The organism is Bacillus sp. JJ1764, from assembly GCF_036962145.1.
Lineage (GTDB): Bacteria > Bacillota > Bacilli > Bacillales > Cytobacillaceae > Neobacillus.
Window position 1 is genome coordinate 13,492 of sequence record NZ_JBALNY010000045.1, and the last position, 26,366, is coordinate 39,857.

Annotated in this window: 26 protein-coding genes; 21 read left to right on the top strand and 5 right to left on the bottom strand. The window is 40.8% G+C overall.

Translation table 11 applies throughout. From position 1 onward, the window contains the following. Positions 1-128: 128 nt before the first annotated feature. Positions 129-368: a hypothetical protein gene (locus tag V7083_RS07145; RefSeq protein ID WP_335476692.1), complete on the bottom strand. Its 240-nt coding sequence runs from the start codon at positions 366-368 to the stop codon at positions 129-131. A 122-nt stretch (positions 369-490) separates the two neighbouring features. Here V7083_RS07145 and V7083_RS07150 point away from each other — a divergent pair, with 122 nt between their 5' ends. The 3 genes from V7083_RS07150 to V7083_RS07160 are packed head-to-tail and all read left to right on the top strand — an operon-like array spanning position 491 to position 4,428. Beyond that, positions 491-2,080: a spore germination protein gene (locus V7083_RS07150; protein WP_335476693.1), complete on the top strand. Its 1,590-nt coding sequence runs from the start codon at positions 491-493 to the stop codon at positions 2,078-2,080. Then, a complete protein-coding gene (locus tag V7083_RS07155) occupies positions 2,077-3,285 on the top strand; it encodes a Ger(x)C family spore germination protein (protein ID WP_335476694.1) in 1,209 nt (402 codons plus the stop codon). The genes V7083_RS07150 and V7083_RS07155 overlap by 4 nt, the downstream gene beginning before the upstream one ends. Positions 3,286-3,300: 15 nt before the next feature. Beyond that, positions 3,301-4,428, top strand: coding sequence for a GerAB/ArcD/ProY family transporter (locus V7083_RS07160; RefSeq protein WP_335476695.1), 1,128 nt, complete (start codon positions 3,301-3,303; stop codon positions 4,426-4,428). A gap of 36 nt (positions 4,429-4,464) precedes the next feature. On the opposite strand, the gene V7083_RS07165 is transcribed toward V7083_RS07160, so the two are convergent. The 3 genes from V7083_RS07165 to V7083_RS07175 all read right to left on the bottom strand — a co-directional run bounded on the left by V7083_RS07165 (position 4,465) and on the right by V7083_RS07175 (position 7,049). Continuing rightward, a complete protein-coding gene (locus V7083_RS07165) occupies positions 4,465-6,108 on the bottom strand; it encodes a PAS domain-containing sensor histidine kinase (protein ID WP_335476696.1) in 1,644 nt (547 codons plus the stop codon). A 90-nt stretch (positions 6,109-6,198) separates the two neighbouring features. Next, the gene (locus V7083_RS07170; protein WP_335476697.1) at positions 6,199-6,702 is read right to left on the bottom strand and encodes a GNAT family N-acetyltransferase; all 504 of its coding nucleotides are present in this window, start codon (positions 6,700-6,702) and stop codon (positions 6,199-6,201) included. A 194-nt stretch (positions 6,703-6,896) separates the two neighbouring features. Next, positions 6,897-7,049 (bottom strand): YpzG family protein, encoded by a 153-nt coding sequence (locus tag V7083_RS07175; RefSeq protein WP_335476698.1) that lies wholly within the window; start codon positions 7,047-7,049, stop codon positions 6,897-6,899. 276 nt (positions 7,050-7,325) lie between these two features. On the opposite strand from V7083_RS07175, the gene V7083_RS07180 reads away from it, so the two are divergent. The 12 genes from V7083_RS07180 to V7083_RS07235 all read left to right on the top strand — a co-directional run bounded on the left by V7083_RS07180 (position 7,326) and on the right by V7083_RS07235 (position 19,139). Then, on the top strand, positions 7,326-7,694 hold the full coding sequence (locus tag V7083_RS07180) for a DUF3147 family protein (RefSeq protein WP_335476699.1): 369 nt from the start codon (positions 7,326-7,328) through the stop codon (positions 7,692-7,694). A gap of 14 nt (positions 7,695-7,708) precedes the next feature. Further along, the gene (locus V7083_RS07185) at positions 7,709-8,089 is read left to right on the top strand and encodes a DUF3147 family protein (RefSeq protein ID WP_335476700.1); all 381 of its coding nucleotides are present in this window, start codon (positions 7,709-7,711) and stop codon (positions 8,087-8,089) included. Between the two features lie 182 nt (positions 8,090-8,271). Next, complete coding sequence (locus V7083_RS07190; protein WP_335476701.1) at positions 8,272-9,450, top strand: acyl-CoA dehydrogenase family protein; 1,179 nt, start codon at positions 8,272-8,274, stop codon at positions 9,448-9,450. A gap of 67 nt (positions 9,451-9,517) precedes the next feature. After that, positions 9,518-10,282, top strand: coding sequence for a beta-ketoacyl-ACP reductase (locus V7083_RS07195; protein WP_335476702.1), 765 nt, complete (start codon positions 9,518-9,520; stop codon positions 10,280-10,282). A gap of 18 nt (positions 10,283-10,300) precedes the next feature. Then, positions 10,301-10,750 (top strand): MaoC family dehydratase N-terminal domain-containing protein, encoded by a 450-nt coding sequence (locus tag V7083_RS07200; RefSeq protein WP_335476703.1) that lies wholly within the window; start codon positions 10,301-10,303, stop codon positions 10,748-10,750. After that, on the top strand, positions 10,747-11,151 hold the full coding sequence (locus V7083_RS07205; RefSeq protein ID WP_335476704.1) for a MaoC/PaaZ C-terminal domain-containing protein: 405 nt from the start codon (positions 10,747-10,749) through the stop codon (positions 11,149-11,151). Before V7083_RS07200 ends, V7083_RS07205 begins: the two co-directional genes overlap by 4 nt. A gap of 88 nt (positions 11,152-11,239) precedes the next feature. After that, positions 11,240-12,379 carry an acyl-CoA dehydrogenase family protein gene (locus tag V7083_RS07210; RefSeq protein WP_335476705.1) on the top strand — a complete coding sequence of 380 codons (1,140 nt, stop codon included), beginning with the start codon at positions 11,240-11,242 and terminating at the stop codon, positions 12,377-12,379. A 17-nt stretch (positions 12,380-12,396) separates the two neighbouring features. Next, the gene (locus tag V7083_RS07215) at positions 12,397-13,023 is read left to right on the top strand and encodes a TetR/AcrR family transcriptional regulator (protein WP_335476706.1); all 627 of its coding nucleotides are present in this window, start codon (positions 12,397-12,399) and stop codon (positions 13,021-13,023) included. A 38-nt stretch (positions 13,024-13,061) separates the two neighbouring features. Then, positions 13,062-16,310, top strand: a complete 3,249-nt coding sequence (icmF, locus tag V7083_RS07220; protein ID WP_335476707.1) for a fused isobutyryl-CoA mutase/GTPase IcmF — start codon at positions 13,062-13,064, stop codon at positions 16,308-16,310. A gap of 129 nt (positions 16,311-16,439) precedes the next feature. Beyond that, complete coding sequence (locus V7083_RS07225) at positions 16,440-16,601, top strand: hypothetical protein (RefSeq protein WP_335476708.1); 162 nt, start codon at positions 16,440-16,442, stop codon at positions 16,599-16,601. Positions 16,602-16,738: 137 nt separating this feature from the next. Beyond that, positions 16,739-17,299 carry a DNA-directed RNA polymerase subunit delta gene (gene rpoE, locus V7083_RS07230; protein WP_438823704.1) on the top strand — a complete coding sequence of 187 codons (561 nt, stop codon included), beginning with the start codon at positions 16,739-16,741 and terminating at the stop codon, positions 17,297-17,299. A gap of 244 nt (positions 17,300-17,543) precedes the next feature. After that, positions 17,544-19,139: a CTP synthase gene (locus V7083_RS07235; RefSeq protein WP_335476710.1), complete on the top strand. Its 1,596-nt coding sequence runs from the start codon at positions 17,544-17,546 to the stop codon at positions 19,137-19,139. Positions 19,140-19,419: 280 nt separating this feature from the next. Here V7083_RS07235 and V7083_RS07240 read toward each other — a convergent pair whose 3' ends face one another. Continuing rightward, positions 19,420-19,944, bottom strand: a complete 525-nt coding sequence (locus tag V7083_RS07240) for a DUF2529 domain-containing protein (protein ID WP_335476711.1) — start codon at positions 19,942-19,944, stop codon at positions 19,420-19,422. Between the two features lie 180 nt (positions 19,945-20,124). On the opposite strand from V7083_RS07240, the gene V7083_RS07245 reads away from it, so the two are divergent. The 6 genes from V7083_RS07245 to rho form a co-directional block, all read left to right on the top strand. Beyond that, entirely contained in the window at positions 20,125-20,496 is a 372-nt protein-coding gene (locus V7083_RS07245) for a response regulator (protein ID WP_335476712.1), read from the top strand. Positions 20,497-20,775: 279 nt separating this feature from the next. Continuing rightward, entirely contained in the window at positions 20,776-21,633 is an 858-nt protein-coding gene (locus V7083_RS07250; RefSeq protein WP_335476713.1) for a class II fructose-bisphosphate aldolase, read from the top strand. Positions 21,634-21,751: 118 nt separating this feature from the next. Then, positions 21,752-22,402 carry a fructose-6-phosphate aldolase gene (gene fsa / locus V7083_RS07255; RefSeq protein ID WP_335476714.1) on the top strand — a complete coding sequence of 217 codons (651 nt, stop codon included), beginning with the start codon at positions 21,752-21,754 and terminating at the stop codon, positions 22,400-22,402. Between the two features lie 250 nt (positions 22,403-22,652). After that, on the top strand, positions 22,653-23,939 hold the full coding sequence (locus V7083_RS07260) for a UDP-N-acetylglucosamine 1-carboxyvinyltransferase (RefSeq protein WP_335476715.1): 1,287 nt from the start codon (positions 22,653-22,655) through the stop codon (positions 23,937-23,939). Positions 23,940-23,985: 46 nt separating this feature from the next. Beyond that, a complete protein-coding gene (glpX, locus tag V7083_RS07265; RefSeq protein ID WP_335476716.1) occupies positions 23,986-24,945 on the top strand; it encodes a class II fructose-bisphosphatase in 960 nt (319 codons plus the stop codon). Positions 24,946-25,239: 294 nt separating this feature from the next. After that, a partial coding sequence (rho, locus tag V7083_RS07270) for a transcription termination factor Rho (RefSeq protein ID WP_335476717.1) occupies positions 25,240-26,366 on the top strand: 1,127 nt, incomplete at its 3' end.

Sequence of the window (26,366 nt, forward strand, 5' to 3'; positions counted from 1 at the left end):
CTATTTATATGGAAAAAGTGAAGAATTATTTAATAAATGGAGGAGTAGAATAAGCCGTTGTTCACAGATTTTGAAACGAAAACATGAAAAAGATGTAAACATGTAAAGGCTCCGGGGACGGGGCCTTTTTAATTGGGTTTTTTTTGGACATCACTTTGCTTTTTTTTTATAAAGCCAACTACTGCTTTAACAATAAAATAAAGGGCAAAAAGGATCAGGGTGATTAACTCTGTTTCTTCAGTAACTTTAAAAGGTTTGTACTCTTTATGTAAAACCTCCAGCAGGTTTCCATACATAACATAATCTATTGAAATGATAAGGACTAATAATGACGCTGTTAAAAGGCCGATAATTAAGATTGTTTTCACCGATTCCACCCTTTTATATAAAATAATCCAATTTTTTTTATCGTTCCCTTATCATGGATAAAACATGCTTAGGTGGATAACATAACCATTAATAAATAAGCTTTCCAAGTGGGGCGGTAAACATGTCAATTTTATCAAAATGGTTGAAAAAACAACCGAAAAAGCAGAATGACAATTATCGTCAATGGCTGGATCCATACAAACCTAAAGATTTAATGTTTCAACGAGATTATCAGGAGAATCTATCCCGTATAAGAGGAGAACTTGGAAATAGTGTTGATTTAACCATTCGTGAAGTGAAAATTGGCGGAACTCCAGGGGCACTGATTTATATAGATGGTTTGGTCGACGGTAAAGGTATAAGTGACTATCTTTTGGAAATGATTATGGAGCCCAAGCCATTAGTTCAAGAAACAGATTTTTTTCAATTGGTCATAGATAAAATAGTTGCGATTGGATCAATCAAAACCATAGAAAAATGGGATGACATGTATCATTGGTTGTTATCAGGCTGCACCATTATTTTTCTTGAAGGATACAACAAGGCCATTAGCTGTGAAACCAGAGGTGGGGAATTACGTGCAATATCCGAACCCACACAACAGTTATCGATTCGCGGACCAAAGGATTCTTTTACAGAAACCATTAGGACCAATACAGCTTTAATAAGAAGACGCATCAAAAGTCCGAACCTTTGGATTGAACCTCTAAAAATCGGTACCGTCACAGAGACGGATGTTGCCATCATGTATATAAAAGGAATTGTTAATGAAAAAATTGTTGAGGAAGTGAAGGAGCGTTTAAAAAGAATAAATATAGACGCCATTCTGGATTCTGGTTATGTGGAACAATTTATTGAGGATAAAACGTTTACCTCCTTTCCAACGACCTATCATACAGAACGGCCTGACGTGGTTACATCTCAACTGGTAGAAGGCCGAGTGGCCATTGTTGTAGATGGAAGTCCGTTTGTACTAACGGTACCGGCTTTATTTGTGCAATTTTTTCAGGCACCGGATGATTACTATTCCAGGTTTGATCTATCAACAAGTATTCGATTATTAAGGATTCTGGCGTTTTTAATTGCCTTAATTGGACCATCTATCTATATTGCCGCCACAACCTTTCATCAGGAAATGATTCCAACAACCTTGGCGATTGCGATTGCCGCCCAACGAGAAAACGTCCCATTCCCAGCCTTTGTCGAAGCTTTAGGAATGGAAATTGTTTTTGAGATTTTACGTGAAGCAGGTTTGCGGCTTCCAAGGGCCGTTGGACAGGCTGTCTCTATTGTTGGAGCACTTGTAATCGGTCAGGCTGCTGTTCAGGCCAGCATTATTTCACCGGTAATGGTTATTGTCGTGTCGATCACGGCCATCGCCAATTTTTCAACACCTGTTTTTGCTATGGCGATTTCGGCAAGATTGCTCCGGTTTGCCTTAATGGTTCTTGCCGCTTTTATCGGCTTCTATGGAATAATGATCGGATTGATCTTGATGGCCCTACATTTATGTTCTTTGCGTTCATTTGGAGTTCCTTACATGTCTCCATTAGCTCCTTTTGATCCGGAAAATCAACAGGATGTCTTTATTCGCTTTCCACTATGGGGATTTAAGGCAAGGCCTAAAAATATTAGTAAAGGAAACATAGTTAGAACCGGCAGCAATCAAAAGCCTGAACCTCCACAGCAAAACGGAGGAAATCAATCATGAAAAAAACAATTGCTCTATTTTTCATAATCTTCACTGTGATCCCTTTATTAGAAGGGTGCTGGAACCATCGGGAATTGACAGATTTGGCTTTTGTTACGGCAATGGGAATAGACAAAGGAACCAAAGAAAGGTATGAAATGTCCCTTCAGATTGTTGTCCCTTCGAATGTAGCCTCCGGTCAAACTGGTGGTGGCAGCCAAGGTCCTCCCGTCGTGGTCTACCGCAGTTCGGGTAATAATTTGACTGAAGCAAGCAGAAAACTCTCAAAAATTATTTCAAGGAGAATTTACTACTCCCATACAAATCTTTTGATCATTAGTGAGGAAGTTGCTAGAGAAGGAATTTTGAATTTATTAGATGCATTGGATCGGGATTCTGAATTTCGAACCACGACAGAAGTAATCATATCCAAGAACACTAAAGCGAAGGATATCATTTCTACTCTTACAAATCTCGATAAGCTTCCCGTTAATAAATTTACAAAGACAATAGAAGGTACGGAAGCCATTCTGGGTGAGAATATTAAAATGAGTATTGATGATATCATTTCTACCATTGTAAGTGATGGGAAAGAGCCACTCATTAACGGTTTTACGTTGACCGGCAAAACAAAAAAAGGATCGTCGCCGGACAATATTAATAATACCATTCCACCTGCTATCATTACGGCTAGCGGAATGGCCATAATGAAAAATGGTAAATTAGTCGGATGGTTAAATAATGATAATGCCAAAGGGGTCGTTTGGGTTATGAATAAAATGAAAGGAACCTATATAGATTTCAATTTAAAAGGAAAAAAAGATGCCGTGAGTATGACACCCTATTTATCAGATACAAAAGTGTCGGTTAAAATGGTCAACGGAAAACCGTTCATGGAGATTTCGGTACAAACATTATGTAAACTTAGTGAAATGAATACTTCCTTCGATATCACTAAAATCGAGAGTGTCGAATCCCTCGAAAAAAAAACAGCTGTAATAATAAAAAAAGATATTGAAGAATCCATTCGATACGCGCAGTCATATAAGGCCGATATTTTCGGTTTTGGCGATTCCGTCCATCGATCTTATCCTAATTATTGGAAAAAAACAAAAGGGAACTGGGATGAACAATTTGCAAACTTAGGTTTTAGTGTAAAGGTCGAGGCAATCTATCGTGAAATTGGAATTCGCAATAATCCATTTTGGATGAATATGGATAAGTAAAGAAGGAGGGAAGTGATGGAAAAAGCAAAAATTAGTGCGAAGCAGTTATTTGTCATCGTCGTTTTGTTTGAAATGGGTACGGCAATATTAGTGGGGTTTCCTACTCAATTAAAGCAGGACGCCTGGATTCCAATTCCGTTGGGGATGGCTGGAGGCGTTTTGCTCTGCCTGGTCTACCATCGTTTATTTACATTTTATCCGGATCTTCCCCTAACAGGCTATGTTCAAAAGATTGTCGGTAAGTGGGTTGGCAAAGTGATTGCCTTTTTATATATTATTTACTACACGTACCTTGCATCAAGAATTTTACGGGATTTCGGTGAACTGCTAACTTCAACAATCTACACTCAAACACCACTTTTTTTTCTAATGACCATTCTTATCCTTACATCATCCTATGCAATCCATAAAGGGTTTGAGGTGATTGCAAGGGTAGGGGAACTCTTTTTTGCTGTTATTTATTTTATGGCGATTGTTGGTTTCTTTCTAATAATATTTTCTGGATTAATTCATATGGAAAATCTTAAACCGATGTTTGAAAATGATTGGAAGGCTATTTTTAAAGCAACGCTAACACAAACATTAACCTTTCCTTTTGGTGAAATGGTAGTCTTTACAATGTTGCTTCCTTATGTAAATAAGCCGGAAAAAACAAGATATGTTGGTATTTTTGGAATGGTGTTAAGCGGGGTTAATTTTACAATTGCCGCGATCGTTAATATTGCTACTCTTGGTACGGACCTGTTTATGCGCTCACCGTATCCATTGCTTTCAACAGTCAGTAAAATACAACTTGCTAATTTTATTGAACGGCTGGATGTTTTATTTATGCTCTACTTGATGATCGCAGGTTTTATAAAAGTAACGGTTTTTTATTATGCTGCAGTGATTGGGGCAGCAGATGTTTTTAAGTTGAAAAGCTATCGCCAAATTTGCTTTCCATTTGCCATTCTAATTTTATTGACTGCAGTAATTATTGCTCCAAACTATACTGAACACATTCAAGAAGGTTTGAAAGTGGTTCCCATATATTTGCATTGGCCGTTTCAAATCCTAATACCATGTACATTATTATTGATTGCTGTAATAAGAAATCGTTTCACAGCAAAAAAGAAAAGTTCTACAGAGGAATACTCACAATAAAGCCCTCATTTTAGAGAAAATGAGGGCATAATTACATTACGATGTTATATTCTGAGATATTGGCAATTGAACTTTAACCGTTGTGCCATGATTTTTTTGACTCTCTACTACTATGGTCCCGTGATGAGACTGAACAATTTTGTAACTGACTGTCAGTCCTAAACCAGTACCTTTTTCTTTTGAGGAATAGAATGGTTCACCGATTCTTTTTAATCTTTCTTTAGATATTCCACAACCGTTGTCACGGATTGTGATAGAAGCCATGGCAGACGTTTCTAGTCGTTCAAGGGTAAGAAAGACAGTGCCGCCATTTTGTGAGGCTTCAATTCCATTTTTTATGATATTAATAAATAATTGTTTGAATTGATTAGGCTCGCATTCGATTTCGAGATCAATTTCTGGAAAATCATAGTGAATTTGAACATTATATAGACTAGCTTCCGTATTTAATAAGGAAATAACATCGTGAAGAAGCTTTTGGACGGAAGCTTGGGTGAATTTCATATGCTGGGGCTTTGCCAGTAGCAAAAGTTCTCCAACAATGTGATTAATCCGATTTAATTCGTCTAACATGATTTCATAATAAAATTGATGACGGGTATCTTCGGTCTGCAATAGCTGGACAAAACCTTTCAGAGAGGTTAACGGGTTGCGAATTTCGTGCGCCACACTTGCTGAAAGCTCACCAACAACGGACAACTTCTCCGTTCTTCTGAGTCTCTCTTCGGTATCCCTAATGGATGTAATATCTTTTGCGTACCCAATAATCCCGGTTATATTGCCATTAATATTAATAGGTTGAGCCGTGCATTGAAGGATAATCATTTTACCATGAACATCTGGGATCGAGATTTCATAATTTGCGGGTTTCTGCTCTTGAACAACTGAACTGATAAATTTGTGCAAATAGCGTGAGTCTTTTTTAGATAAAAGAGAGGATACATTTTTCCCAATTAAATCACTATGTTTATATCCGGTATTGATTTCAAAGTGAGGATTTAGATTGGTGATGTTTCCTTCTAAATCCATCATATAAACGATATCAGGGCTGTAGTCAAATAAAGATTTGTACCGTTGTTGACTTTCCGTCAGGCGTTTTTCCATTTCAATTTTTTCAGTAATATCACGTCCGATAATAACTAAACCTTCTCTGCTGCCATCAGGATAAAAAAGGGGGACCTTAATGGTATCAAATGTCTTAGTAGTACCGTCCTCCATCAACAGGACTTCCTCAATTCGCGTAATTTTACGATTTTGCCATGCTTCCTCATCCGACTTTTCACAACATCTTAATGCCTCGCCATAGAACTCAGAAAACTGGGCTAACTCCGAATCCTTTTTTTTGCGATAATCCACATGTTCAAGCTTAAATAATCGGAGCCCAAATTCGTTGGCCTCTATCCATTTGCCTTCGTGATCTTTAAAAATGACAAAGTCAACCATGGAATTAATTAAGGTCGATAGGCGATTTTGATCTTCTCTGGATTCTTGTAATTGTTTGTTCTTATTATTGATAAAATAAATAAAAGCTGCTGTTACCACTACATAGAATATTTCTTTAGATCTTTCTACGAGTGGAATGAATGTCGGGGGTATAAATTGATGTGTCAGAAAGTTAGTTCCAAAAATCCAAATAATACTTGTAATACAGTAGATAAGGACTAATTTAATTTTTTGCATGAAATACTCCGATTCCTTCTTGTTAGTTAGTATTTTTGTATAAAACGGAGAAATGATAAAGAATAATGATCTTGTTGGACTATAAACGAACTAAGAAACCCGTTTGCCCATAATAAGTAGATCTCTTTCTATGCCATCCAGCTCGGCAATGTTAGGAAGGTGGGCCCATTTTTCAAATCCAAATGTTGAAAAAAGCTTTACACTTGGTACGTTGTGGGCAAAAATAAATCCCAATAATGTTTTGATGTTTAAACCCGGGCAGGCATCAATGGCTAATTGAATCAAATATTTACCCAATTTTTTACCACGATAATCCGGGTGAATATAAATACTAATTTCAGCGGTACCGTTGTAGGCAGGTCGACCGTAAAACGATTGAAAACTAAGCCAAGCACAGATGACACCTTGATCAATTACTACCCATAATGGTCGGAACGAAGAAGAATGCTCGTGAAACCATTGCAATCGGCTTTCCACCGTTACAGGCTCCAAATCGGCCGTTACCATTCTGCCTGATATAGTAGAGTTATATATATTAACGATAGCGGGTAGGTCATCTAAACTTGCATCCCTGATGGTAAAATCAGCAAACATAATCAACACTCCTGACTTACATAACTAGATTAATGTTAATCCTTCCTAACAGTAAAATCAATATGGGGGAATATGTTAATTTTAGTAGGTAACATATAAACATGGAAAAAGCCTTTCCCCGTTCGAAAAACGAGAAAAGGCTTTCCATCCGAAGGATCAAAAATGATACTTCGCCTCGTTTCAGTTGCCTGACATTACCAACGGTGTGCTTTGGCATTACTCCTTAAGATGATGGTGTTTTGCGACACTTGCGTCTGGCCATTCACCTGGGACTTCTGGCGCTTGGGCCTTGTCCAGGTATGGTGGAATAGCTCTGATTGGGAATCTAAACGCTCTCTGTAGCTCATCAAATCACCTCATTTTAGGATTTGAAACGATGATATCCCAATGGAATATCATTATTATCTTTTGTTAATTTGTTAAAAAATAGTCAACTGAAAAAAGATTAAAAAAGGCTAAATAAAACCCCTTTTGAAAACGCTTCACAAACCTTAATAAAAAGTTCACATGCACAGTAAAGAATATGAGTTAAAATAATAAAGTAAAAGATATATGTGAATATTATCACAATAATAATGTTGCTTATTCTTATTTTGATAAGGCAGAAGGGTAAAGAGGCGAACATGATGGTACATTTATCTGTAAGTGCATTGCTTATTCGATTTATATTAGGAGGTTTTGCTGTAGTTGCCTGCACAATTGTCGCAAAAAAATTGGGTGAAAAAACAGGAGGTATCTTTGCGGCATTTCCGGCCGTATATCTTGCAGCTCTATTAACAATCGGATTGGATTTTCACGGTGGACAGTTAATCTCTCAATCCATAATCCTATCCAAAGGAGCTATTTTCGGAATGGCCATAAATATTTTAGTTGCCGTGCTTGCCGGCTATTTATTGCCAAGAATGGGCTGGAAAAAAGGAATTATAAATGCAATGGCCTGTTGGCTTGTCGTTTCCAGTGTGGTCGTATTTATTACTTCATATATGCTTTAAAAGGGTGATTCATAATGAATAAACAGGATTTATTGATGAGATTTATTTTAGGTGGAACGGCTGTTTCTTTAAGCTATTTAATAACTGTCATTTCACCCTGGAAAATACTTGCCGGTATCTTTGCGGCGTTTCCTGCGGTTATGCTTACTGCAATTATTATGGTTGGGATCGGTTCTGGAACCAAAAAGGCAACGAATATTGCCAAAGGATCAGTTTACGGAATGATTGGCGGAATCATTTGTGTAACAACTGTTCTTGTAACATTGCAATCTACTGATAACTGGATATTTAGTATAACATTGGGTCTGATCATCTGGCTGTGCAGTTCTATCGCCATATCCAGTTTAAAAGAACGGACAGCCCGAAAAATGATGAAACAGGCAAAATCTATTTAACAGATGCAAAAATCCTTTGAACCCAATCAAAGGATTTTTTTATTTTTGACTTGTTTTTTCTGAAATTTCCGAATAAAATAGAATTAACATACTAACCGGTAGGTATGTGAAGAGAGAAACGAGCATATAGTAGAAATGTCCACAAAAAACTAGTTTGAGAGTTCATGAATGGAGGGAAAAGGATGGATTTACGTTTAACTGACGAGCAAAAAATGGTCCAACAAACGATTAGAAAATTTGTTGAGAAGGAATTAATCCCGCTGGAAAATGATGTGTTAAGAAATGAACGTGAAGGAAAGCCCAGCCTGCCGCCAGGTAAATTAAAGGAACTCCAATTAAAGGCAAAGGAAGCCGGCTTCTGGGGGATTAATACACCTGAAGAATACGGTGGTGCCAACCTCGGCCAAATGATGATGGCCATTGTCTACATGGAAATCTCAAAAACGTTTGTCCCATTCGCATTCGGGGGCTCCGCAGATAATATCCTCTATTATGGTAATGAAGAACAAAAGAAAAAATACTTAATTCCTACAATAAATGGTGAAAAAAAATCATGTTTTGCAATGACTGAGCCTGGTGCCGGTTCTGATACGCAGAATATCAAAATGACAGCTGTTAAAGATGGCAATGAATGGGTGCTGAATGGTGAAAAAACATTCATTACCGGTGGAAATGAAGCCGACTTTGTTATGGCGATCGCGATTACTGATAAAGAAATGCATCAAAAAACAAAAGGACGGGAAGGGGTAACCTGCTTTATCGTCGACCGTGATATGGGCTGGAAATCAGAGTATATACATACCATGGGAGAATGGGGTCCAGCCGGTCTTGTCTTTGATAACGTCCGTGTGCCGGAAGAGAACATCCTTGGTGAGCTTCACAAAGGGTATAACCTCGGCCTGGAATGGATTGGATTTGCCAGATGGATAGTTGGAGCAAGAGCTGTTGGAACTGCTGAACGGTTATTACAAATGGCGATTGATTACGCAAAGGAACGTGTGACATTTGGGAAACCAATTGCAGAAAGACAGGCGATCCAATGGATGATTGCCGACAGCGCTGTAGATATTGAAGCTGCCAGATGGCTGGTACTAAATGCCGCCTTTACACTCGACCAAGGTGAGGACAATCGTCATTTAGCATCAATGGCCAAATTATATGGCGCGAATATGGGGAACCGAGTGGTTGATAAGGTTCTACAGGTACACGGTGGTATGGGGTATACACGAGAATTGCCGATTGAGCGCTGGTACCGTGAAGCAAGACTATGGCGTATTTATGATGGTACAGATGAAATCCAGAGAATGATCATTTCTCGTAATCTAATTAAGGGTCATGTGAAAGTTGGTCAATATATTTAGCAGGAATTTTGAAAGCGTTATCTAATATAGTACGTATGATAGACAATTTTTAGGAGGCGGGAAAAACATGACAGGCAGATTTGATGGAAGAGTGGCCTTTGTAACAGGAGGCAGCCGCGGCATTGGAAAAGGAATCGTTGAACTTTTTGCAGAAGAAGGGGCAAAAGTGGCGATTATTGATCTAAACGAGGAAGCATTAACGGAAACCACGAATGAATTAAGAGAAAAGGGCTATGAGGTCTATTCTAAAGTGGCAAACGTGGTGGACTCTGAACAGGTTGAAGCCGTGGTCAAAGAAATAAAGGAGGCCTTTGGTTCGATTGATATCCTTGTTAATAATGCAGGTGTCATTCGTGATAATTTACTATTTAAAATGACAGATCAAGACTGGCAGACAGTGATGGATGTCCACTTAAAAGGTTCTTTCAATGCTGCACGAGCTGTTCAAAAATACATGGTTGAGCAAAAATACGGACGTGTTATCAATATTTCTTCCACTTCAGCATTAGGAAATCGCGGTCAAGCCAACTATGCAGCAGCAAAAGCTGGATTACAGGGCTTTACAAAAACACTTGCGATTGAGCTTGGCAGATATGGAATCACTGCGAACTCAGTTGCCCCTGGATTTATTGAAACGGATATGACCAAAGCAACAGCAGAACGAATTGGCATTTCCTTTGAGCAATTAGTATCGGCTAGTGTAGCAGCCATCCCAGTGGGAAGAAGTGGGAAACCAGAAGATATTGCCAATGCTGTAGCCTTCTTTGCTGATGAAAAATCGTCCTTTGTAAGTGGTCAAGTGATCTATGTAGCTGGCGGACCAAAATGCTAAATGGTGAGGTGAAGCGGAATGTTCAAGGATCAAATAGGCAAGCGATCCACTAATGTGAAGAATGTGGTGGAAAGAGGGGCTGTGAAGAAATTTGCGGAATCCATTGGAGACGCTCATCCGATTTTTGTCGATGAGGAAACCGGCAGCCTCTCCCGATATAGGAATAATATTGCGCCTCCAACGTTTCCGAGAGTATTTGATTACGGTGTAATTGAAGGCTTAAACCTACCTAATATAGGTCTCATTCACGGAGAACAAACGTTTCATTATGTTCGCCCGCTGCTTGTTGGCGAAGAAGTATATTGTTCCTCTGTGGTGAAAAATTATTTTGAGAAAAAAGGGAACTTTGGAGAAATGGGCTTTTTGGTTTTAGAAAGCATGGGCGAGGATGATCAAGGGAATGTGATATTCAGTTCAACCTCAACTGTCGTCATTTCTGAAGCTGTAAGGAAGGTGTTGGCACGATGAATTCACTGGCACTGTTAGAGAAGGGTGAATCCGTAAAGGAAATTCAATTGCCTCCAGTATCAAGAATAGATTTGATCAAATATGCCGGAGCTTCTGGAGATTTTAATCCGATTCACACCATTGACGATGAGGCGAAAAAAGCAGGGCTACCTGGAATCATTGCCCATGGAATGTGGACGATGGGCAATCTTGCTAAGTTGTTTACAGAATATTATGAAGAAGGGTTTATCAAAGACTACTCGATCCGCTTTAAAGGCATGGTCTTTTTAGAAGATCGTATCACTCTTAAGGCAACCTTAAAGGAAAAAGAAGGGCAAGAATTGTGCTTTGCTGTTCAAGCGGTTAACCAAAAAGGTAATGATGTATTGAAGGGAGAGGTCGTATTTAACCTCTATACGTAAAAATCGAAAACAGAGACGGTTAACCCGGCATATTTGAGAAAGCATCTCTATTTGCTGGGTTTATTTTCTATAAGTTAGAGGTGGAGCAATGAATTTTGCTTTAGATGATGAAATTCTGGTTATGAAAAAAAATATTCGGGAATTTATTCAACATGAAGTGGAAGCTGCTGCCATGAGAATTGAAGAGGAGAATCAAATCCCCGATTATATTATCAAGCTGTCCAAAGAGTTGGGGTTGTTTGGATTAAGCATTCCGGAAGAGTATGGTGGTTTAGGAATCGGAATGGTTGGCAAGTGTGCATTATACGAGGAGATTGGCCAGACGCATAATGGGTATACCACCTTAATTGGGGCCCATACTGGAATTGGGACTGTTGGAATTGTGGAAATGGGGAATGAACTGCAAAAGAGAAAGTATCTGCCTGAGATGGCCAGTGGTGAACGAATTGGCGCCTTTGCCTTAACGGAACCGGAAGCAGGATCAAATGCTGCGAACCTAAAGACTACAGCAGTGCGTAAGGGAGATCGGTACCTTTTAAATGGAATCAAGCATTACATTACCAATGCTACTGAGGCAAGTGTCTTTACGGTTATGGCCGTTACCGAACCTGACAAAGGAGCCAAAGGGATTACGTCCTTTATCGTGGAAAAAGATTTCGCAGGCTTCTCTGTTGGTAAAAAAGAAAAGAAACTGGGCATTCGTTCGTCACCTACAACAGAAATTATTTTTGAAGATTGTAAAGTTCCGCTTGAAAATAGGCTGGGTGAAGAGGGTGACGGTTTTAAGATTGCTATGATGACCCTGGATGGCGGCCGTAACGGCATTGCGGCGCAAGCTGTCGGAATTGCCCAAGGTGCACTTGACGCTGCGGTTGACTATGCACGGGAACGCCATCAATTCGGCAAGCCTATTGCCGCCAACCAAGGAATTAGTTTTAAACTTGCGGATATGGCGACAAGCATTGAGGCATCCAGACTATTAACCTATCAGGCAGCATGGCTTGAATCAAACGGCCTTCCATACGGAAAAGAGTCGGCAATGTCTAAATTGTTTGCGGGTGACACGGCGATGAAAGTAACAACAGAAGCCGTTCAGGTATTCGGTGGCTACGGATATACAAAGGATTATCCGGTTGAACGCTTCATGCGTGATGCCAAAATTACGCAAATTTACGAAGGAACACAAGAAATCCAACGTCTCGTTATTTCGAGAATGCTGACAAAATAAAATAGGCGGTTATTGGGATGAGTAAAAGGGAGGTTCAAGCCTCGGTCAAGGATGAACGTCTTGTCCAAAAAAGGCGGGACCAAATGATCAAAGGGGCTGTTGCACTGTTTAAACAAAAGGGGTTTCATCGGACAACAACGAGAGAAATTGCCAAGGCAGCGGGATTTAGCATTGGCACATTGTACGAATATATCCGTACGAAGGAAGATGTTCTGTATTTAGTTTGTGACAGTATTTACGACCATGTCCGTGATCGGCTGCAGCAGGTACTCGACCAGGAGAAGGGGACCTTGGAGAGTCTGCGTGTCGGTATTGCCAATTACTTTCGCGTCATGGATGAATTGCAGGCGGAGGTACTGGTCATGTATCAAGAGGTTAAATCCTTATCAAAAGATGCTCTTCCATATGTCTTAAAAAAAGAATTTGATATGGTGGCCATGTTTGAAAATCTGCTGCAAAAATGCATTGAGAATGGCGAGCTGGATTTAACACAAAGGCAGGTCGAATTGATCGCCCATGATATTTATGTTCAAGGACAAATGTGGGGATTTCGCCGTTGGGCTCTGCAAAAATTATTTACCCTTGACGAATACATCGACCTTCAAACGACATTTATCATGAACGGTTTAGGGGCAAAGAACTAGGAATAGGGAAACATATTACAAAAATTAGGGGGAGAAGGATGAAAAAGTATCAGCCGAAGCATCATATCCGTTTTGTCACCGCATCCAGTTTATTTGACGGCCACGACGCTTCGATTAATATCATGCGGCGGATCCTCCAAGCGAGCGGGGCTGAGGTGATCCACCTTGGCCATAACCGTTCCGTTGAGGAAGTCGTTAATGCCGCCATTCAAGAGGATGCCCAAGGAATCGCAATCTCTTCTTATCAAGGCGGACATGTTGAATATTTTAAATATATGCATGACCTATTAAAAGAAAAAGGCGCCCCTCATATCCGCATCTACGGTGGAGGCGGTGGAGTAATCATTCCCAAGGAAATAAATGAGCTTCATGAATACGGGATTGCTAGAATCTTTTCTCCAGAGGACGGCAGGCAGCTAGGTCTTCAAGGGATGATTGATGCTATGATTGAGGAATGTGATTTTTCTACCATTAGCGAAGATGTGGCCGAACAAATTGAAAAACTCCCTTCTGGTGATGTCAATGCAGTTGCAAAGCTGATCACGTTAGCGGAGATGCATGTTGACCAAAATAAAGAAGCAGCCGCTGCGGCTGAGGCAGCAATGGAAAAAGTAAAATCACTGGAAAAAGAAGTGCCCGTCGTAGGGATAACCGGTACGGGCGGTGCTGGAAAAAGCTCGCTTACGGATGAGTTAATTCGTCGTTTTATCAACGAGTTTCCTGATAAAAAAGTGGCCATTCTTTCAGTCGATCCGACCAAACAGAAAACGGGTGGCGCGCTCCTAGGTGACCGAATTCGCATGAATGCGATTTTTTCGCCGAATGTATACATGCGCAGCCTGGCGACTAGGCATTCAAAAACGGAATTATCTCTTGCGATTACGGATGCAGTGGCTGTTGTGAAAGCAGCGGGATTTGATCTGGTTATCGTCGAAACAAGTGGAATTGGCCAAGGTGATGCCGGCATTACTGAGATTTGCGATGCTGCTATGTATGTCATGACCAGTGAATTTGGTGCGCCATCTCAGCTTGAAAAAATCGATATGATTGATTTTGCCGACCTGATTGTCATCAATAAATTTGAACGCAAAGGGTCAGAAGACGCACTGAGGCAGGTACAGAAACAATATCAGCGGAGCCATATGCTTTTTGAAAAAGATTATTTGGAAATGCCGGTATTCGGTACAATTGCCAGCCAATTTAACGACGCCGGCACCAATGCATTATTTGCCGCCTTAATTGAAAAAATTAATGAAAAAGCTGAGATTAATTGGGTCACATCTTTTAGCAAAAAGGCCAAGGTTGAAAAGCAAAATGTTATTATCCCAACGGATCGCCGCTATTACTTAAGGGAAATTTCCGAAGCCGTTCGTAACTACCATAAAAAAGCCGAGGAGCAGGCCCATTTGGCTCGAAAACTATTCCAGCTTGAGGGGGCCATCGCAGCTGTTAAAAATCAAGCTGAAGTTGTTGCTGCCTTAGAGGTAGTAAAACAAGAGACAGAAGTGAAGTTGACCCAGGAATCGAAAAAAATTCTAGATTCATGGGATGACACTAAAAAGGCCTATGAGGGTGACCAATTAGTTACCAGAATTCGAGATAAAGAAATCATTACGGTCCTAAAAACGAAGAGTCTATCTGGACTGGCTATTCCCAAAGTGGCCCTGCCAAAATATAAGGATTACGGAGAAATTATCCGCTGGGTATACCGGGAGAATGTTCCGGGGTCCTTCCCGTATACAGCAGGAGTGTTCCCATTTAAACGGGAGGGTGAAGATCCAAAGCGACAATTTGCGGGAGAAGGTACACCCGAGCGAACCAACCGCCGTTTCCATTACTTATCAAAGGATGATTCCGCAAAACGATTAAGTACCGCCTTTGACTCCGTTACATTATATGGGGAAGACCCGGATTACCGTCCGGACATTTATGGTAAAGTCGGAGAGAGCGGTGTCAGTGTTTGTACACTCGATGATATGAAAAAGTTGTATGACGGCTTTGACTTATGCCATCCTTCCACATCTGTTTCGATGACAATTAACGGTCCGGCACCAATCATATTGGCGATGTTTATGAACACTGCTATTGATCAGCAGGTACAGAATAAAGAAGCCGAGCTTGGCCGCATGCTGACACTAGAAGAGTTTTCCTCTGTTAAAGCATATACGTTAAAAACCGTTCGCGGCACGGTTCAAGCCGATATTCTAAAAGAGGATCAAGGCCAAAATACTTGTATTTTCTCCACCGAGTTTGCTTTACGAATGATGGGGGACATCCAGCAATATTTCATTGACCATCAGGTACGCAATTACTATTCTGTTTCCATTTCGGGGTACCACATTGCCGAAGCAGGAGCGAACCCGATTTCCCAGCTGGCGTTTACCTTGTCCAATGGCTTTACGTATGTGGAGTATTATTTGAGCCGCGGTATGAACATTGATGATTTTGCTCCGAATCTATCATTCTTTTTTTCAAATGGATTGGATCCAGAATATACAGTTATTGGGCGGGTAGCCCGCCGAATTTGGGCAACAGTCATGAGGGAGAAATATGGGGCAAATGAGCGCAGCCAAAAGCTGAAATATCATGTACAGACATCCGGACGTTCTCTACATGCGCAAGAAATTGATTTTAATGATATCCGGACCACACTGCAAGCGTTAATGGCGCTTCATGACAACTGTAATTCGCTGCATACCAATGCCTATGACGAGGCGATTACAACACCAACCGAGGAATCCGTGCGACGGGCGATGGCGATTCAGATGATTATTACAAAAGAACACGGGTTAACGAAGAATGAGAACCCGCTGCAGGGCTCGTTCGTTGTAGAAGAATTAACCGATCTTGTCGAAGAAGCGGTTCTCCAAGAATTTGAGCGATTAAACGATCGCGGTGGTGTTCTTGGTGCGATGGAAACGCAATACCAGCGCGGAAAAATTCAGGATGAATCCATGCATTATGAAATGTTGAAACATACGGGTGAGTTGCCAATTATCGGTGTGAACACGTACTTGAACCCAAATCCTCCATCAGAAGAGGACATTAATAATATGGAAATAGCTAGAGCAACAACAGAAGAGAAGGAATTGCAAATTCACAATTTACGTGCCTTCCAGGAAACGCATGCTTCTCAATCTGCTGAAGGATTAAAGCGTCTGAAGGAAACCGCGGTGAACGGAGGCAATATTTTTGCAGAATTAATGGAAACAGTTAAAGTGGCTAGCCTCGGACAAATTACAAAGGCTCTTTATGAAGTCGGTGGCCAATATCGCAGAAATATGTAAAATCTGATACAATGGTACTCCAGTTGGGGGCCATTGTATTTTTGTGAAAAAATTTTTCCAAAATGATCATATATCCGCTATAATCAAAATAGCGTGTTCACATCATGAGTTATGGGCAGGTGCCGCTTCATGAAAGTAAGTTATATTATCTTGGTCCTAAGCATTTTTGCCTGGCCATTATATTATCTATATCAACTTCAATTAGGGGCAGTTTCATTCCTATTGCTGGCCATTTTTTTTGGCGTCATTACATACAAGGAAATTAAAAAGTTTAAGGAACACGATAAGTAATAGGAAAAAAACAGCAAATCATCAGCAATAACTAGCATAAACGGGAAGATTTTGTTTATAATGAAGAATATGCATTTTTAGAGGATGTCCGTATTCACTCGTAATAGAGTGTTAAATAGAGAAAGGAAGTGCCGATATTGAGTTTAGCCAAATACTCAAAAGAGGAGTTACAAGAGTTATCCCTCATCGAACTAGCTTATGAATTTATGAAAAACAGCAAACAGCCCATTTCCTTCCATGAATTGGTTCAGGAAATTGCATCTGCTGCTGATATGTCTGAACAGGAAATACGTTCCCGTTTGGCACAATTTTATACAGACTTAAATATCGATGGCCGTTTCCTTGCTTTAGGGGAGAATCGTTGGGGACTGCGTGTTTGGTATCCGGTTGATACAGTTGAGGAAGAAGTCGTCACTGCCGCCAAACCGAAGAAGAAAAAGCATAAAAAGGTTGTCGACGAAGAAGAGCTTGAGGATTTTGATGAAATTGATGAAGAAGAATACGATGAACTTGACGAGTTTGAAGAAGAGGATGATCTTCTAGATGATGAAGAAGTCTTCGATGATGAACTTGAGGAAGTCGACGAATTTGATGACGAAACAATTGAAGAGGATGAGGAATTCGATCTAGATGAAGAAGATGAGCTAGAAGAAGACCTTGATGAAGAAGAGCTGGAAGAAGAGGAAGAAGACATCTAAGTATGAGGCTTGACTTTTTTAGCCTTGGCTTGTATTATCTTTTTTGGGCTCCTTAAAAAAGGAACGATATCATTATTGCTATTAAACGCTCCCTTACAAATGTAGGTGGAGCGTTTTTTATTGTAAAAAACCTCAGGTTCCATGGGGTTTTTTCGTTTTTAGGACGGAGCGAAAATTTATTTTTCAAAAAACTCCTTTAACCAATCCGAATAATGCACAAACTGTAAATTAAGGGGGAATAAGAATGACAAAGTATATTTTTGTAACCGGTGGTGTGGTTTCATCACTTGGGAAAGGGATTACGGCTGCATCGTTGGGAAGACTGTTGAAAAATCGTGGGTTGAATGTAACCATTCAAAAATTTGACCCGTACATCAACGTCGATCCAGGGACAATGAGCCCTTACCAGCACGGTGAAGTGTTTGTAACAGATGATGGTGCTGAAACAGACTTGGACTTAGGTCACTATGAACGGTTTATTGATATTAATCTAAGTAAACTAAGTAACGTGACAACGGGAAAAATCTATTCTACCGTATTGCGCAAAGAGCGCCGCGGTGATTATTTGGGCGGTACGGTACAGGTTATACCGCATATTACGAATGAAATTAAGGACCGCGTCTTCCGCTCTGGCAAGGAAACCAATGCTGATGTAGTCATTACAGAAATTGGCGGAACCGTCGGTGACATCGAGTCCCTGCCATTCTTAGAGGCAATTCGCCAAATTAAAAGTGATATTGGCCGTGACAACGTGATGTACATTCATTGTACCTTGGTTCCTTATATTAAAGCGGCTGGGGAAATGAAAACAAAGCCAACTCAGCACAGTGTAAAAGAACTGCGCAGCCTTGGAATACAGCCAAATATCATTGTAGTCCGTACGGAAATGCCAATATCACAGGATATGAAAGATAAAATTGCCTTATTCTGCGATATCGATGAAAAAGCAGTTATTGAATGCCGTGATGCGGATACTTTATATTCTGTCCCACTTGCCCTTCAAGAGCAAAACATGGACCAAATCGTTTGTGATCATCTGAAATTGGCAACTGGGGAAGCAGAAATGACCGAATGGAAGGCCCTCGTTGATCGCGTCTTAAATCTTTCTAAAAAAACTCGAATCGGCTTAGTAGGTAAATACGTAGAGCTTCAAGATGCTTACATTTCTGTAGTGGAAGCTTTGAAACACGCCGGTTATACATTCGATACGGATGTAGAAGTAAAATGGATCAATGCAGAACATGTAACCCGTGAAAATGTCGCTGAACTGTTGGATGACGTGGATGGGGTGCTTGTTCCAGGTGGATTCGGCGACCGTGGAATCGAAGGAAAAATCGAAGCAACCCGCTATGCGCGCGAACAGAAGAAGCCATTCTTGGGAATTTGTTTGGGCATGCAGCTGGCAACCATCGAATTTGCCCGCAATGTACTTGGTTATGCTGATGCACATTCTGCTGAATTTGTTCCTGAAACAAAGCATCCGATTATTGATTTGCTTCCAGAGCAGAAAGATGTTGAGGATCTTGGCGGTACTTTAAGATTAGGATTATATCCATGCCGTGTCATCGAAGGAACAAAAGCATTTGAAGCGTATGAAGAAGGAGTCGTTTACGAACGTCACCGTCACCGCTATGAATTTAATAACTATTACCGTCAAGAGATGGAAGATGCAGGATTTGTTTTCTCCGGCACCAGCCCGGACGGTCGTTTGGTGGAAGTCATCGAGCTAAAAGATCACCCTTGGTTCGTAGCATCCCAGTTCCACCCAGAATTCGTCTCAAGACCAACCCGCCCACAACCGCTATTCCGCGATTTTGTGAAGGCGACCATTCAAAAATAAAACGTAGTGTGTGAACCAGTTCTCCAACGTGGGGGGCTGGTTTTTTATATCTAAGAAAAAAATAATAGTGCGGTAAAGGGGATCTCAATGGCGGGTAGGTGCGGAAACGGAGGAGAGAATACCGATAGAGAGGATCTCAAGGTCAAGTTGGTGCGAAAACAAAGGAGAGTATACCGATAGTGATCGTCTCAAGGCCAAATAAACCAAAAACACCAATCGTTTCCCCCTAAAAATGCCCATAAAAAACGACCTTTCTTCAAAAAGGCCGCCTTCCCCGCATCTATTCCTCATACTCCGCTAGAATCTCTTCAATCGTAAATTTCAACCCATAATAGGCAAACAGTCCTGCCATAGAGGCCGGGTACCCGAAACGATTACCCATCTCATCTGGAAGAAGCCCCTTTTTCAACTGCAGATTAATATGAACATCCGCCAAATGATCCACCCCAGTTTCTTCTTCCTCTAGTGCAGTCGAAACTGCTACAAAAGGAATGTTACGCTCGTGTAACTGCTCCGCGATTGCAACAGCAGTCTTATCGGAAGCATAACGGGAAAATAGTAACACACGATCTGCCACAGTAACTTCCGAAACATCCTTTAATCGTTTCGCCCACTTAAACGGCTCAGACCCCTCAAATGCTTCAAACTCCACCGCCTTCATTTCTCCTACACATAAGAGGTAAATTTTCCCATCACCAACAGGTCCTTGTGCCAGCAAACGAGCTCCATCCTCAAATGGAAATTCCTCTTTTTCTTCTATTCTTTTAAATAAACCAGCCAATTGGGTCGTAAACATTTTTAACATAGTTATCCTCCTTTTTGCCCTAATATTATAGTCCTTTTTAGTTGAGAACAAAAATTATTATTATTTTCCACAAATTTAGCATAATTGAGCTAAAATAAAGGGAGGAGTTTCCTCTGCCAAAGTAGAAATATAACAGTTGTATATATCGGAATATCTATGTTGCTGGGAAGAGGTGGAAGTATGAAAGGGAAAATATTAATCGTTGACGATCAGTTTGGCATTCGAATTTTGTTGAATGAAGTGTTTCACAAAGAAGGGTATACAACGTTTCAGGCTGCCAACGGAGTTCAGGCACTAGACATTGTGAACAAGCACGCCCCCGACCTTGTACTTCTCGATATGAAGATTCCGGGAATGGATGGAATTGAAATCTTAAAAAGAATGAAAGTCATTGACCCAGACATTCGGGTTATCATCATGACTGCATACGGTGAGTTAGATATGATTCAAGAGGCGAAAGACCTTGGTGCGCTTACTCACTTTGCCAAACCATTTGATATTGATGATATTCGTGAAGCCGTTCGAGTAAATATTCCGCAAAAGGCAAACTAAAAGCAGGGGAAATTTAGAAAAGGGCAGAATCTTTCTGCTGCTTTTTTAATTTGGCTCTTTTCAAAAAAAGATTGACAAATGGCTACGCTTTCATTATGACATTTTTTAAAACTGTTCAAGAATGTTAGCAATTCTGGTTTTCTTTTGATATGATACATATGAACTTTTTAATGGCTGCCTCTTTTCGAAATGATACATATTGGAGAATTATTAGGGAAATCATGTAAATGAATATCCCATTTCGAAAAGACTGCAACCAACATTTAAGGAGGAATAAAAATGCCTTTAGTTTCCATGACAGAAATGCTCAAAAAAGCAAAAGCAGAAGGCTATGCTGTTGGGCAATTTAACTTAAACAACCTTGAATTCACTCAAGCCATTCTTCAAGCCGCTGAAGCGGAAAAATCTCCAGTAATCCTTGGGGTTTCTGAAGGTGCCGCACGTTATATGTCCGGCTTCAAAACTATTGTAAAAATGGTTGAGGGCTTAATGGAAGATTTAAACGTAACTGTTCCTGTGGCTATTCACCTTGACCACGGTTCTAGCTTTGATAAATGTAAAGAAGCCATTGATGCAGGATTTACTTCTGTAATGATCGATGCTTCTCACCATCCTTTTGAAGAAAACATTGCTACTACTTCTAAGGTAGTAGAATATGCTCATGCAAAAGGAGTTTCTGTTGAAGCTGAGCTTGGAACAGTCGGAGGACAAGAAGACGATGTTATCGCAGAGGGCATTAAATATGCTGATGCTAACGAATGTGTTGAACTAGTGAAACGCACAGGCATTGACTGTCTTGCTCCAGCTCTAGGTTCCGTGCACGGTCCTTACAAAGGCGAGCCAAACCTAGGATTTAAAGAAATGGAAGAAATCAGAGACCTTACTGGTGTTCCTTTAGTTCTTCACGGTGGTACTGGTATTCCAACAAAGGATATCCAAAAATCCATCTCTCTTGGTACAGCGAAAATTAACGTTAACACAGAAAACCAAATTGCCTCTGCAAAAACGGTTCGTGAAGTGTTAGCTGCAAAACCAGATGAATATGATCCACGTAAATACCTAGGACCAGCTCGCGATGCCATCAAAGAAACTGTTATTGGCAAAATTCGTGAATTCGGTTCTTCAGGCAAAGCTTAAATCAAATTTTTGCTATTTTTTACAAGTGTGATAAAATTAAACCGCCCTCTTATCAGGGCGGTTTAAGTGTGTACATAGTTAATTGAAAATTTAGTCGAAAAACTGGAGGGAATTTTTCATGAAATTTTTTATCGATACAGCTAACCTTGATGAAATCCGTGAAGCACATGAACTAGGATTGTTAGCAGGTGTAACCACAAACCCAACTCTTGTAGCAAAAGAAAAAGGTGTTTCTTTTCATGACCGTTTACGCGAAATCACTAGTCTTGTTCCAGGTTCAGTCAGTGCTGAAGTGATCGCCCTTGACGCAGAAGGAATGATTAAAGAAGGAAAAGAGTTAGCAGCCATTGCTCCTAACATTACAGTAAAAGTTCCAATGACTCCTGATGGCTTAAAAGCAGTTCATGCTTTTTCAAAAGAGGGGATCAAAACAAATGTAACGTTAATTTTTAACGCCAACCAAGCATTACTTGCAGCAAGAGCAGGTGCCACCTATGTTTCCCCATTCCTTGGCAGACTCGATGATATCGGTCAAAACGGTTTGGATCTTATTTCCACCATCTCAGAGATTTTCGCCATTCATGATATTCCAACAGAAATTATCGCTGCATCGATCCGTCACCCGCTGCATGTAACAGAGGCAGCATTAAGAGGTGCCCATATTGCAACGATTCCATATAAAGTGTTAATGGGATTATGCCAACATCCGTTAACGGATAAAGGAATTGAAGCGTTCCTTAAAGACTGGAATTCCCGTACAGAAGCATAATGTCCGCAGTTTTTCCATTTTCGTGTAAATTTTTTTAATTACCATACATGAAAATAGAATTTTCGTGTAAACTATAAGTTAGACAAACTGTCGGAACATGACTTTTGATATTGGAAAAATATACCTTAGGCCTCTTAGATTAACTTTTTTGACAATTTGGTTTTTGACCGGTGTTTAAGTTTGGAAAAGTACAGACCTAATCTAGTAATCCATTCACGAAAATTCAAACGGGCTTAGAAGGGAGTCGAAAATGGAAAAACTTAAAATTGCGGGCGGATATCCTTTAAAAGGAACAGTTCGGATCAGCGGCGCCAAAAATAGCGCCGTTGCCCTTATTCCAGCCACCATTTTAGCAGAATCACCCGTTACAATTGAAGGTCTTCCTGATATTTCCGATGTAGAAATATTAAAAGACTTGCTTGAGGAAATCGGCGGAAAGGTGGAAATTTCAGAAGATGAAATGACCGTTGACCCTTCTGCGATGATTTCCATGCCTCTTCCGAACGGAAAGGTGAAAAAACTCCGTGCTTCCTATTATTTAATGGGGGCTATGCTTGGCCGTTTTAAAAAGGCAGTCATCGGCCTTCCGGGAGGTTGTCATTTAGGTCCAAGACCAATTGATCAGCATATTAAAGGGTTTGAAGCTCTTGGGGCGCAAATTACCAACGAGCAAGGAGCCATTTATTTACGTGCGGACGAGCTGCGCGGCGCCCGGATTTACCTTGATGTCGTCAGTGTGGGAGCTACCATTAATATTATGTTAGCAGCCGTTAGGGCCAAGGGTCGGACCATTATTGAAAATGCGGCGAAAGAACCGGAAATTATTGATGTGGCCACCCTGTTAACAAACATGGGGGCAAAAATAAAAGGGGCCGGTACAGATGTTATCAGGATTGATGGGGTGGAAACTTTGCACGGTTGCCGCCATACCATTATTCCCGATCGGATTGAAGCAGGTACATACCTGATCTTGGGAGCTGCAATGGGTGAAGGCGTATTAATTGATAACGTTATTCCCCAGCACTTGGAATCTTTAATTGCGAAACTTAGGGAAATGGGTGTCCGAGTGGAATCAGGCGATGACCAGATTTTTGTCAGCGGAGCGGAAAAATTAAAGTCTGTCGATATTAAAACTTTAGTTTATCCTGGATTTCCAACCGATCTTCAACAGCCATTTACTACTCTTTTAACAAAAGCAACTGGCTCAAGTGTTGTAACGGATACGATATACGGAGCACGCTTTAAACATATTGATGAACTAAGAAGAATGAACGCTAACATTAAAGTGGAAGGCCGTTCCGCCATTATTAACGGACCGATCCAGCTTCAGGGAGCAAAGGTTAAAGCAAGCGACCTAAGAGCAGGAGCGGCATTGTTTATTGCCGGCCTTATGGCAGAAGGAATTACGGAAGTTACCGGTCTTGAACATATTGACCGTGGCTATAGTAACCTCGTAGAAAAATTAAATGGTCTTGGCGCGACTGTTTGGCGCGAAACCTTGACCAATGAAGAGGTTGAACAATTAAAAAACACATAATGTTGTATTTTTGTTAGTTTTTTATAGAAGGGGAGAGGGAAAGGTAATGGAACGCAGTTTAACGATGGAACTTGTTCGTGTGACAGAAGGTGCTGCTCAGGCAGCTGCTCGGTGGATGGGACGCGGGAAAAAAGATGAAGCTGATGGTGCAGCAACAACGGCGATGCGTGATGTGTTTGATACTGTCCCAATGAAAGGAACCGTTGTCATTGGGGAAGGGGAAATGGATGAAGCACCAATGCTGTATATCGGTGAAAAATTGGGAACCGGTTATGGCCCTCGTGTAGACGTTGCGGTCGATCCACTCGAAGGAACGAATATCTTGGCATCAGGCGGCTGGAATGCCTTAGCGGTACTTGCCGTTGCTGACCATGGCAATTTGCTTCATGCACCGGATATGTATATGGAGAAAATCGCGGTAGGTCCAGAATCTGTTGGACAAGTGGATATTAATGCATCGGTTTTGGACAACCTTAAAGCGGTTGCAAGAGCGAAAAATAAAGATATTCAAGATGTTGTGGCAACTGTACTGAATCGTCCTCGTCATGAGCATATCATTGCTCAGTTGCGTGATGCTGGAGCAAGAATTAAGCTGATTAACGATGGAGACGTTGCAGGTGCTATCAACACAGCTTTCGAAGACACTGGTGTCGATATTTTATTCGGATCAGGCGGTGCCCCTGAGGGTGTGCTATCCGCAGTTGCCCTAAAATGCCTTGGCGGAGAACTCATCGGAAAACTATTGCCACAAAATGACGCTGAAGTAGAGCGTTGTAAAGCAATGGGACTAGATCTTAACCGCATTCTGCGAATGGAAGACCTTGTAAAGGGTGACGATGCCATTTTTGCCGCAACAGGCGTTACAGACGGCGAACTTCTAAAAGGCGTCCAATTCAGAGGCGGATTTGCACACACACATTCTATTGTTATGCGTGCAAAATCAGGCACTGTCCGCTTTATTGACGGTAGACACAGCCTAAATAAAAAACCTAACCTAGTATTATAGAGGAATATAGATGATAAAGGTGTCAAGAACCTATGGTAGCTTGGCACCTTGTTTAAATAAATAAACTCCCTAAATCTCCTCCCGGAAAATATTCCAAGAATTGATAAGAAAAATATTATTGATTAAATTTTTGCTCAGAGGGTAAAATAGAAATTGTTTTTGTTATATTAATTTTCTGCTATTCTATTCAATTCTGCTCAACTTCTATTTCTTTTCCTCAAAAATGATTCTTTATTCAATTCCGGTTAGTGGACTTTTTGCGGATTTGAAAAAATTTTAAAGAGTGGTGTACAAATGGATTTAACAATATCAATTTTAGAAAATATGAAGCTGAAGGAACTTTATGAGCTTGCCCGCGAATTTAAAGTGACCTATTACAGCAAACTAACAAAAAAGGAATTAATTTTTGCGATCTTAAAATCTCGTGCCGAACAGCAGGGTTATTTTTTCATGGAAGGCGTATTGGAAATTATCCAATCCGAAGGCTTTGGCTTCCTACGTCCAATTAACTACTCACCAAGCTCAGAGGACATTTATATTTCAGCGTCACAGATCCGTCGATTTGACCTCCGCAATGGAGACAAAGTATCCGGAAAGGTTCGTCCTCCAAAGGAAAATGAGCGCTATTTCGGACTATTGCACGTAGAAGCCGTTAATGGAGAAGACCCGGAATCAGCGAAAGAACGTGTATACTTCCCAGCTTTAACACCTCTCTATCCAGATAGAATGATGAAGCTCGAAACCACTCCAAATCATCTCTCCACAAGGATTATGGATGTAGTAGCTCCAGTCGGTTTTGGACAACGGGGTCTAATCGTAGCACCGCCAAAAGCCGGTAAAACGATGTTATTAAAAGAAATTGCCAACAGCATCACAACCAACCATCCTGATGTGGAACTGATTGTGCTGTTAATCGATGAACGTCCGGAAGAGGTAACCGACATTGAACGTTCTGTTGCTGGTGACGTTGTCAGCTCAACCTTTGATGAGGTACCGGAAAACCACATTAAAGTTGCGGAACTTGTCCTTGACCGGGCGATGCGCTTAGTTGAACATAAACGCGATGTCGTCATCTTAATGGATAGTATTACCCGTCTTGCCCGGGCCTACAACCTAGTTATCCCGCCAAGTGGACGTACTCTTTCCGGAGGTATTGACCCAGCAGCATTCCATCGTCCGAAACGTTTCTTTGGGGCAGCGCGTAATATTGAAGAAGGCGGCAGCTTGACTATTTTAGCTACAGCACTTGTTGACACTGGCTCTCGTATGGATGACGTCATTTATGAAGAATTTAAAGGGACCGGTAACATGGAATTGCATCTGGATCGTTCTCTTGCTGAGCGTCGTATCTTTCCAGCCCTTGACATTCGCCGTTCTGGTACCCGTAAGGAAGAATTGCTTATACCAAAGGATCACCTGGA

What these genes read in the sequence shown, in the direction of transcription:
- V7083_RS07195 (WP_335476702.1), top strand. Translation starts at nt 9,518, where the DNA reads ATGACAGGCAGATTTGATGGAAGAGTGGCCTTTGTAACAGGAGGCAGC.
- V7083_RS07185 (WP_335476700.1), top strand. Translation starts at nt 7,709, where the DNA reads ATGAATAAACAGGATTTATTGATGAGATTTATTTTAGGTGGAACGGCT.
- V7083_RS07170 (WP_335476697.1), bottom strand. Translation starts at nt 6,702, where the DNA reads ATGTTTGCTGATTTTACCATCAGGGATGCAAGTTTAGATGACCTACCC.
- V7083_RS07225 (WP_335476708.1), top strand. Translation starts at nt 16,440, where the DNA reads ATGAAAGTAAGTTATATTATCTTGGTCCTAAGCATTTTTGCCTGGCCA.
- V7083_RS07215 (WP_335476706.1), top strand. Translation starts at nt 12,397, where the DNA reads ATGAGTAAAAGGGAGGTTCAAGCCTCGGTCAAGGATGAACGTCTTGTC.
- glpX (WP_335476716.1), top strand. Translation starts at nt 23,986, where the DNA reads ATGGAACGCAGTTTAACGATGGAACTTGTTCGTGTGACAGAAGGTGCT.
- V7083_RS07260 (WP_335476715.1), top strand. Translation starts at nt 22,653, where the DNA reads ATGGAAAAACTTAAAATTGCGGGCGGATATCCTTTAAAAGGAACAGTT.
- V7083_RS07210 (WP_335476705.1), top strand. Translation starts at nt 11,240, where the DNA reads ATGAATTTTGCTTTAGATGATGAAATTCTGGTTATGAAAAAAAATATT.
- V7083_RS07150 (WP_335476693.1), top strand. Translation starts at nt 491, where the DNA reads ATGTCAATTTTATCAAAATGGTTGAAAAAACAACCGAAAAAGCAGAAT.
- V7083_RS07235 (WP_335476710.1), top strand. Translation starts at nt 17,544, where the DNA reads ATGACAAAGTATATTTTTGTAACCGGTGGTGTGGTTTCATCACTTGGG.
- V7083_RS07190 (WP_335476701.1), top strand. Translation starts at nt 8,272, where the DNA reads ATGGATTTACGTTTAACTGACGAGCAAAAAATGGTCCAACAAACGATT.
- V7083_RS07180 (WP_335476699.1), top strand. Translation starts at nt 7,326, where the DNA reads ATGATGGTACATTTATCTGTAAGTGCATTGCTTATTCGATTTATATTA.
- V7083_RS07165 (WP_335476696.1), bottom strand. Translation starts at nt 6,108, where the DNA reads ATGCAAAAAATTAAATTAGTCCTTATCTACTGTATTACAAGTATTATT.
- V7083_RS07200 (WP_335476703.1), top strand. Translation starts at nt 10,301, where the DNA reads ATGTTCAAGGATCAAATAGGCAAGCGATCCACTAATGTGAAGAATGTG.
- V7083_RS07160 (WP_335476695.1), top strand. Translation starts at nt 3,301, where the DNA reads ATGGAAAAAGCAAAAATTAGTGCGAAGCAGTTATTTGTCATCGTCGTT.
- V7083_RS07250 (WP_335476713.1), top strand. Translation starts at nt 20,776, where the DNA reads ATGCCTTTAGTTTCCATGACAGAAATGCTCAAAAAAGCAAAAGCAGAA.
- fsa (WP_335476714.1), top strand. Translation starts at nt 21,752, where the DNA reads ATGAAATTTTTTATCGATACAGCTAACCTTGATGAAATCCGTGAAGCA.
- V7083_RS07175 (WP_335476698.1), bottom strand. Translation starts at nt 7,049, where the DNA reads ATGAGCTACAGAGAGCGTTTAGATTCCCAATCAGAGCTATTCCACCAT.
- V7083_RS07205 (WP_335476704.1), top strand. Translation starts at nt 10,747, where the DNA reads ATGAATTCACTGGCACTGTTAGAGAAGGGTGAATCCGTAAAGGAAATT.
- V7083_RS07240 (WP_335476711.1), bottom strand. Translation starts at nt 19,944, where the DNA reads ATGTTAAAAATGTTTACGACCCAATTGGCTGGTTTATTTAAAAGAATA.
- icmF (WP_335476707.1), top strand. Translation starts at nt 13,062, where the DNA reads ATGAAAAAGTATCAGCCGAAGCATCATATCCGTTTTGTCACCGCATCC.
- V7083_RS07245 (WP_335476712.1), top strand. Translation starts at nt 20,125, where the DNA reads ATGAAAGGGAAAATATTAATCGTTGACGATCAGTTTGGCATTCGAATT.
- V7083_RS07155 (WP_335476694.1), top strand. Translation starts at nt 2,077, where the DNA reads ATGAAAAAAACAATTGCTCTATTTTTCATAATCTTCACTGTGATCCCT.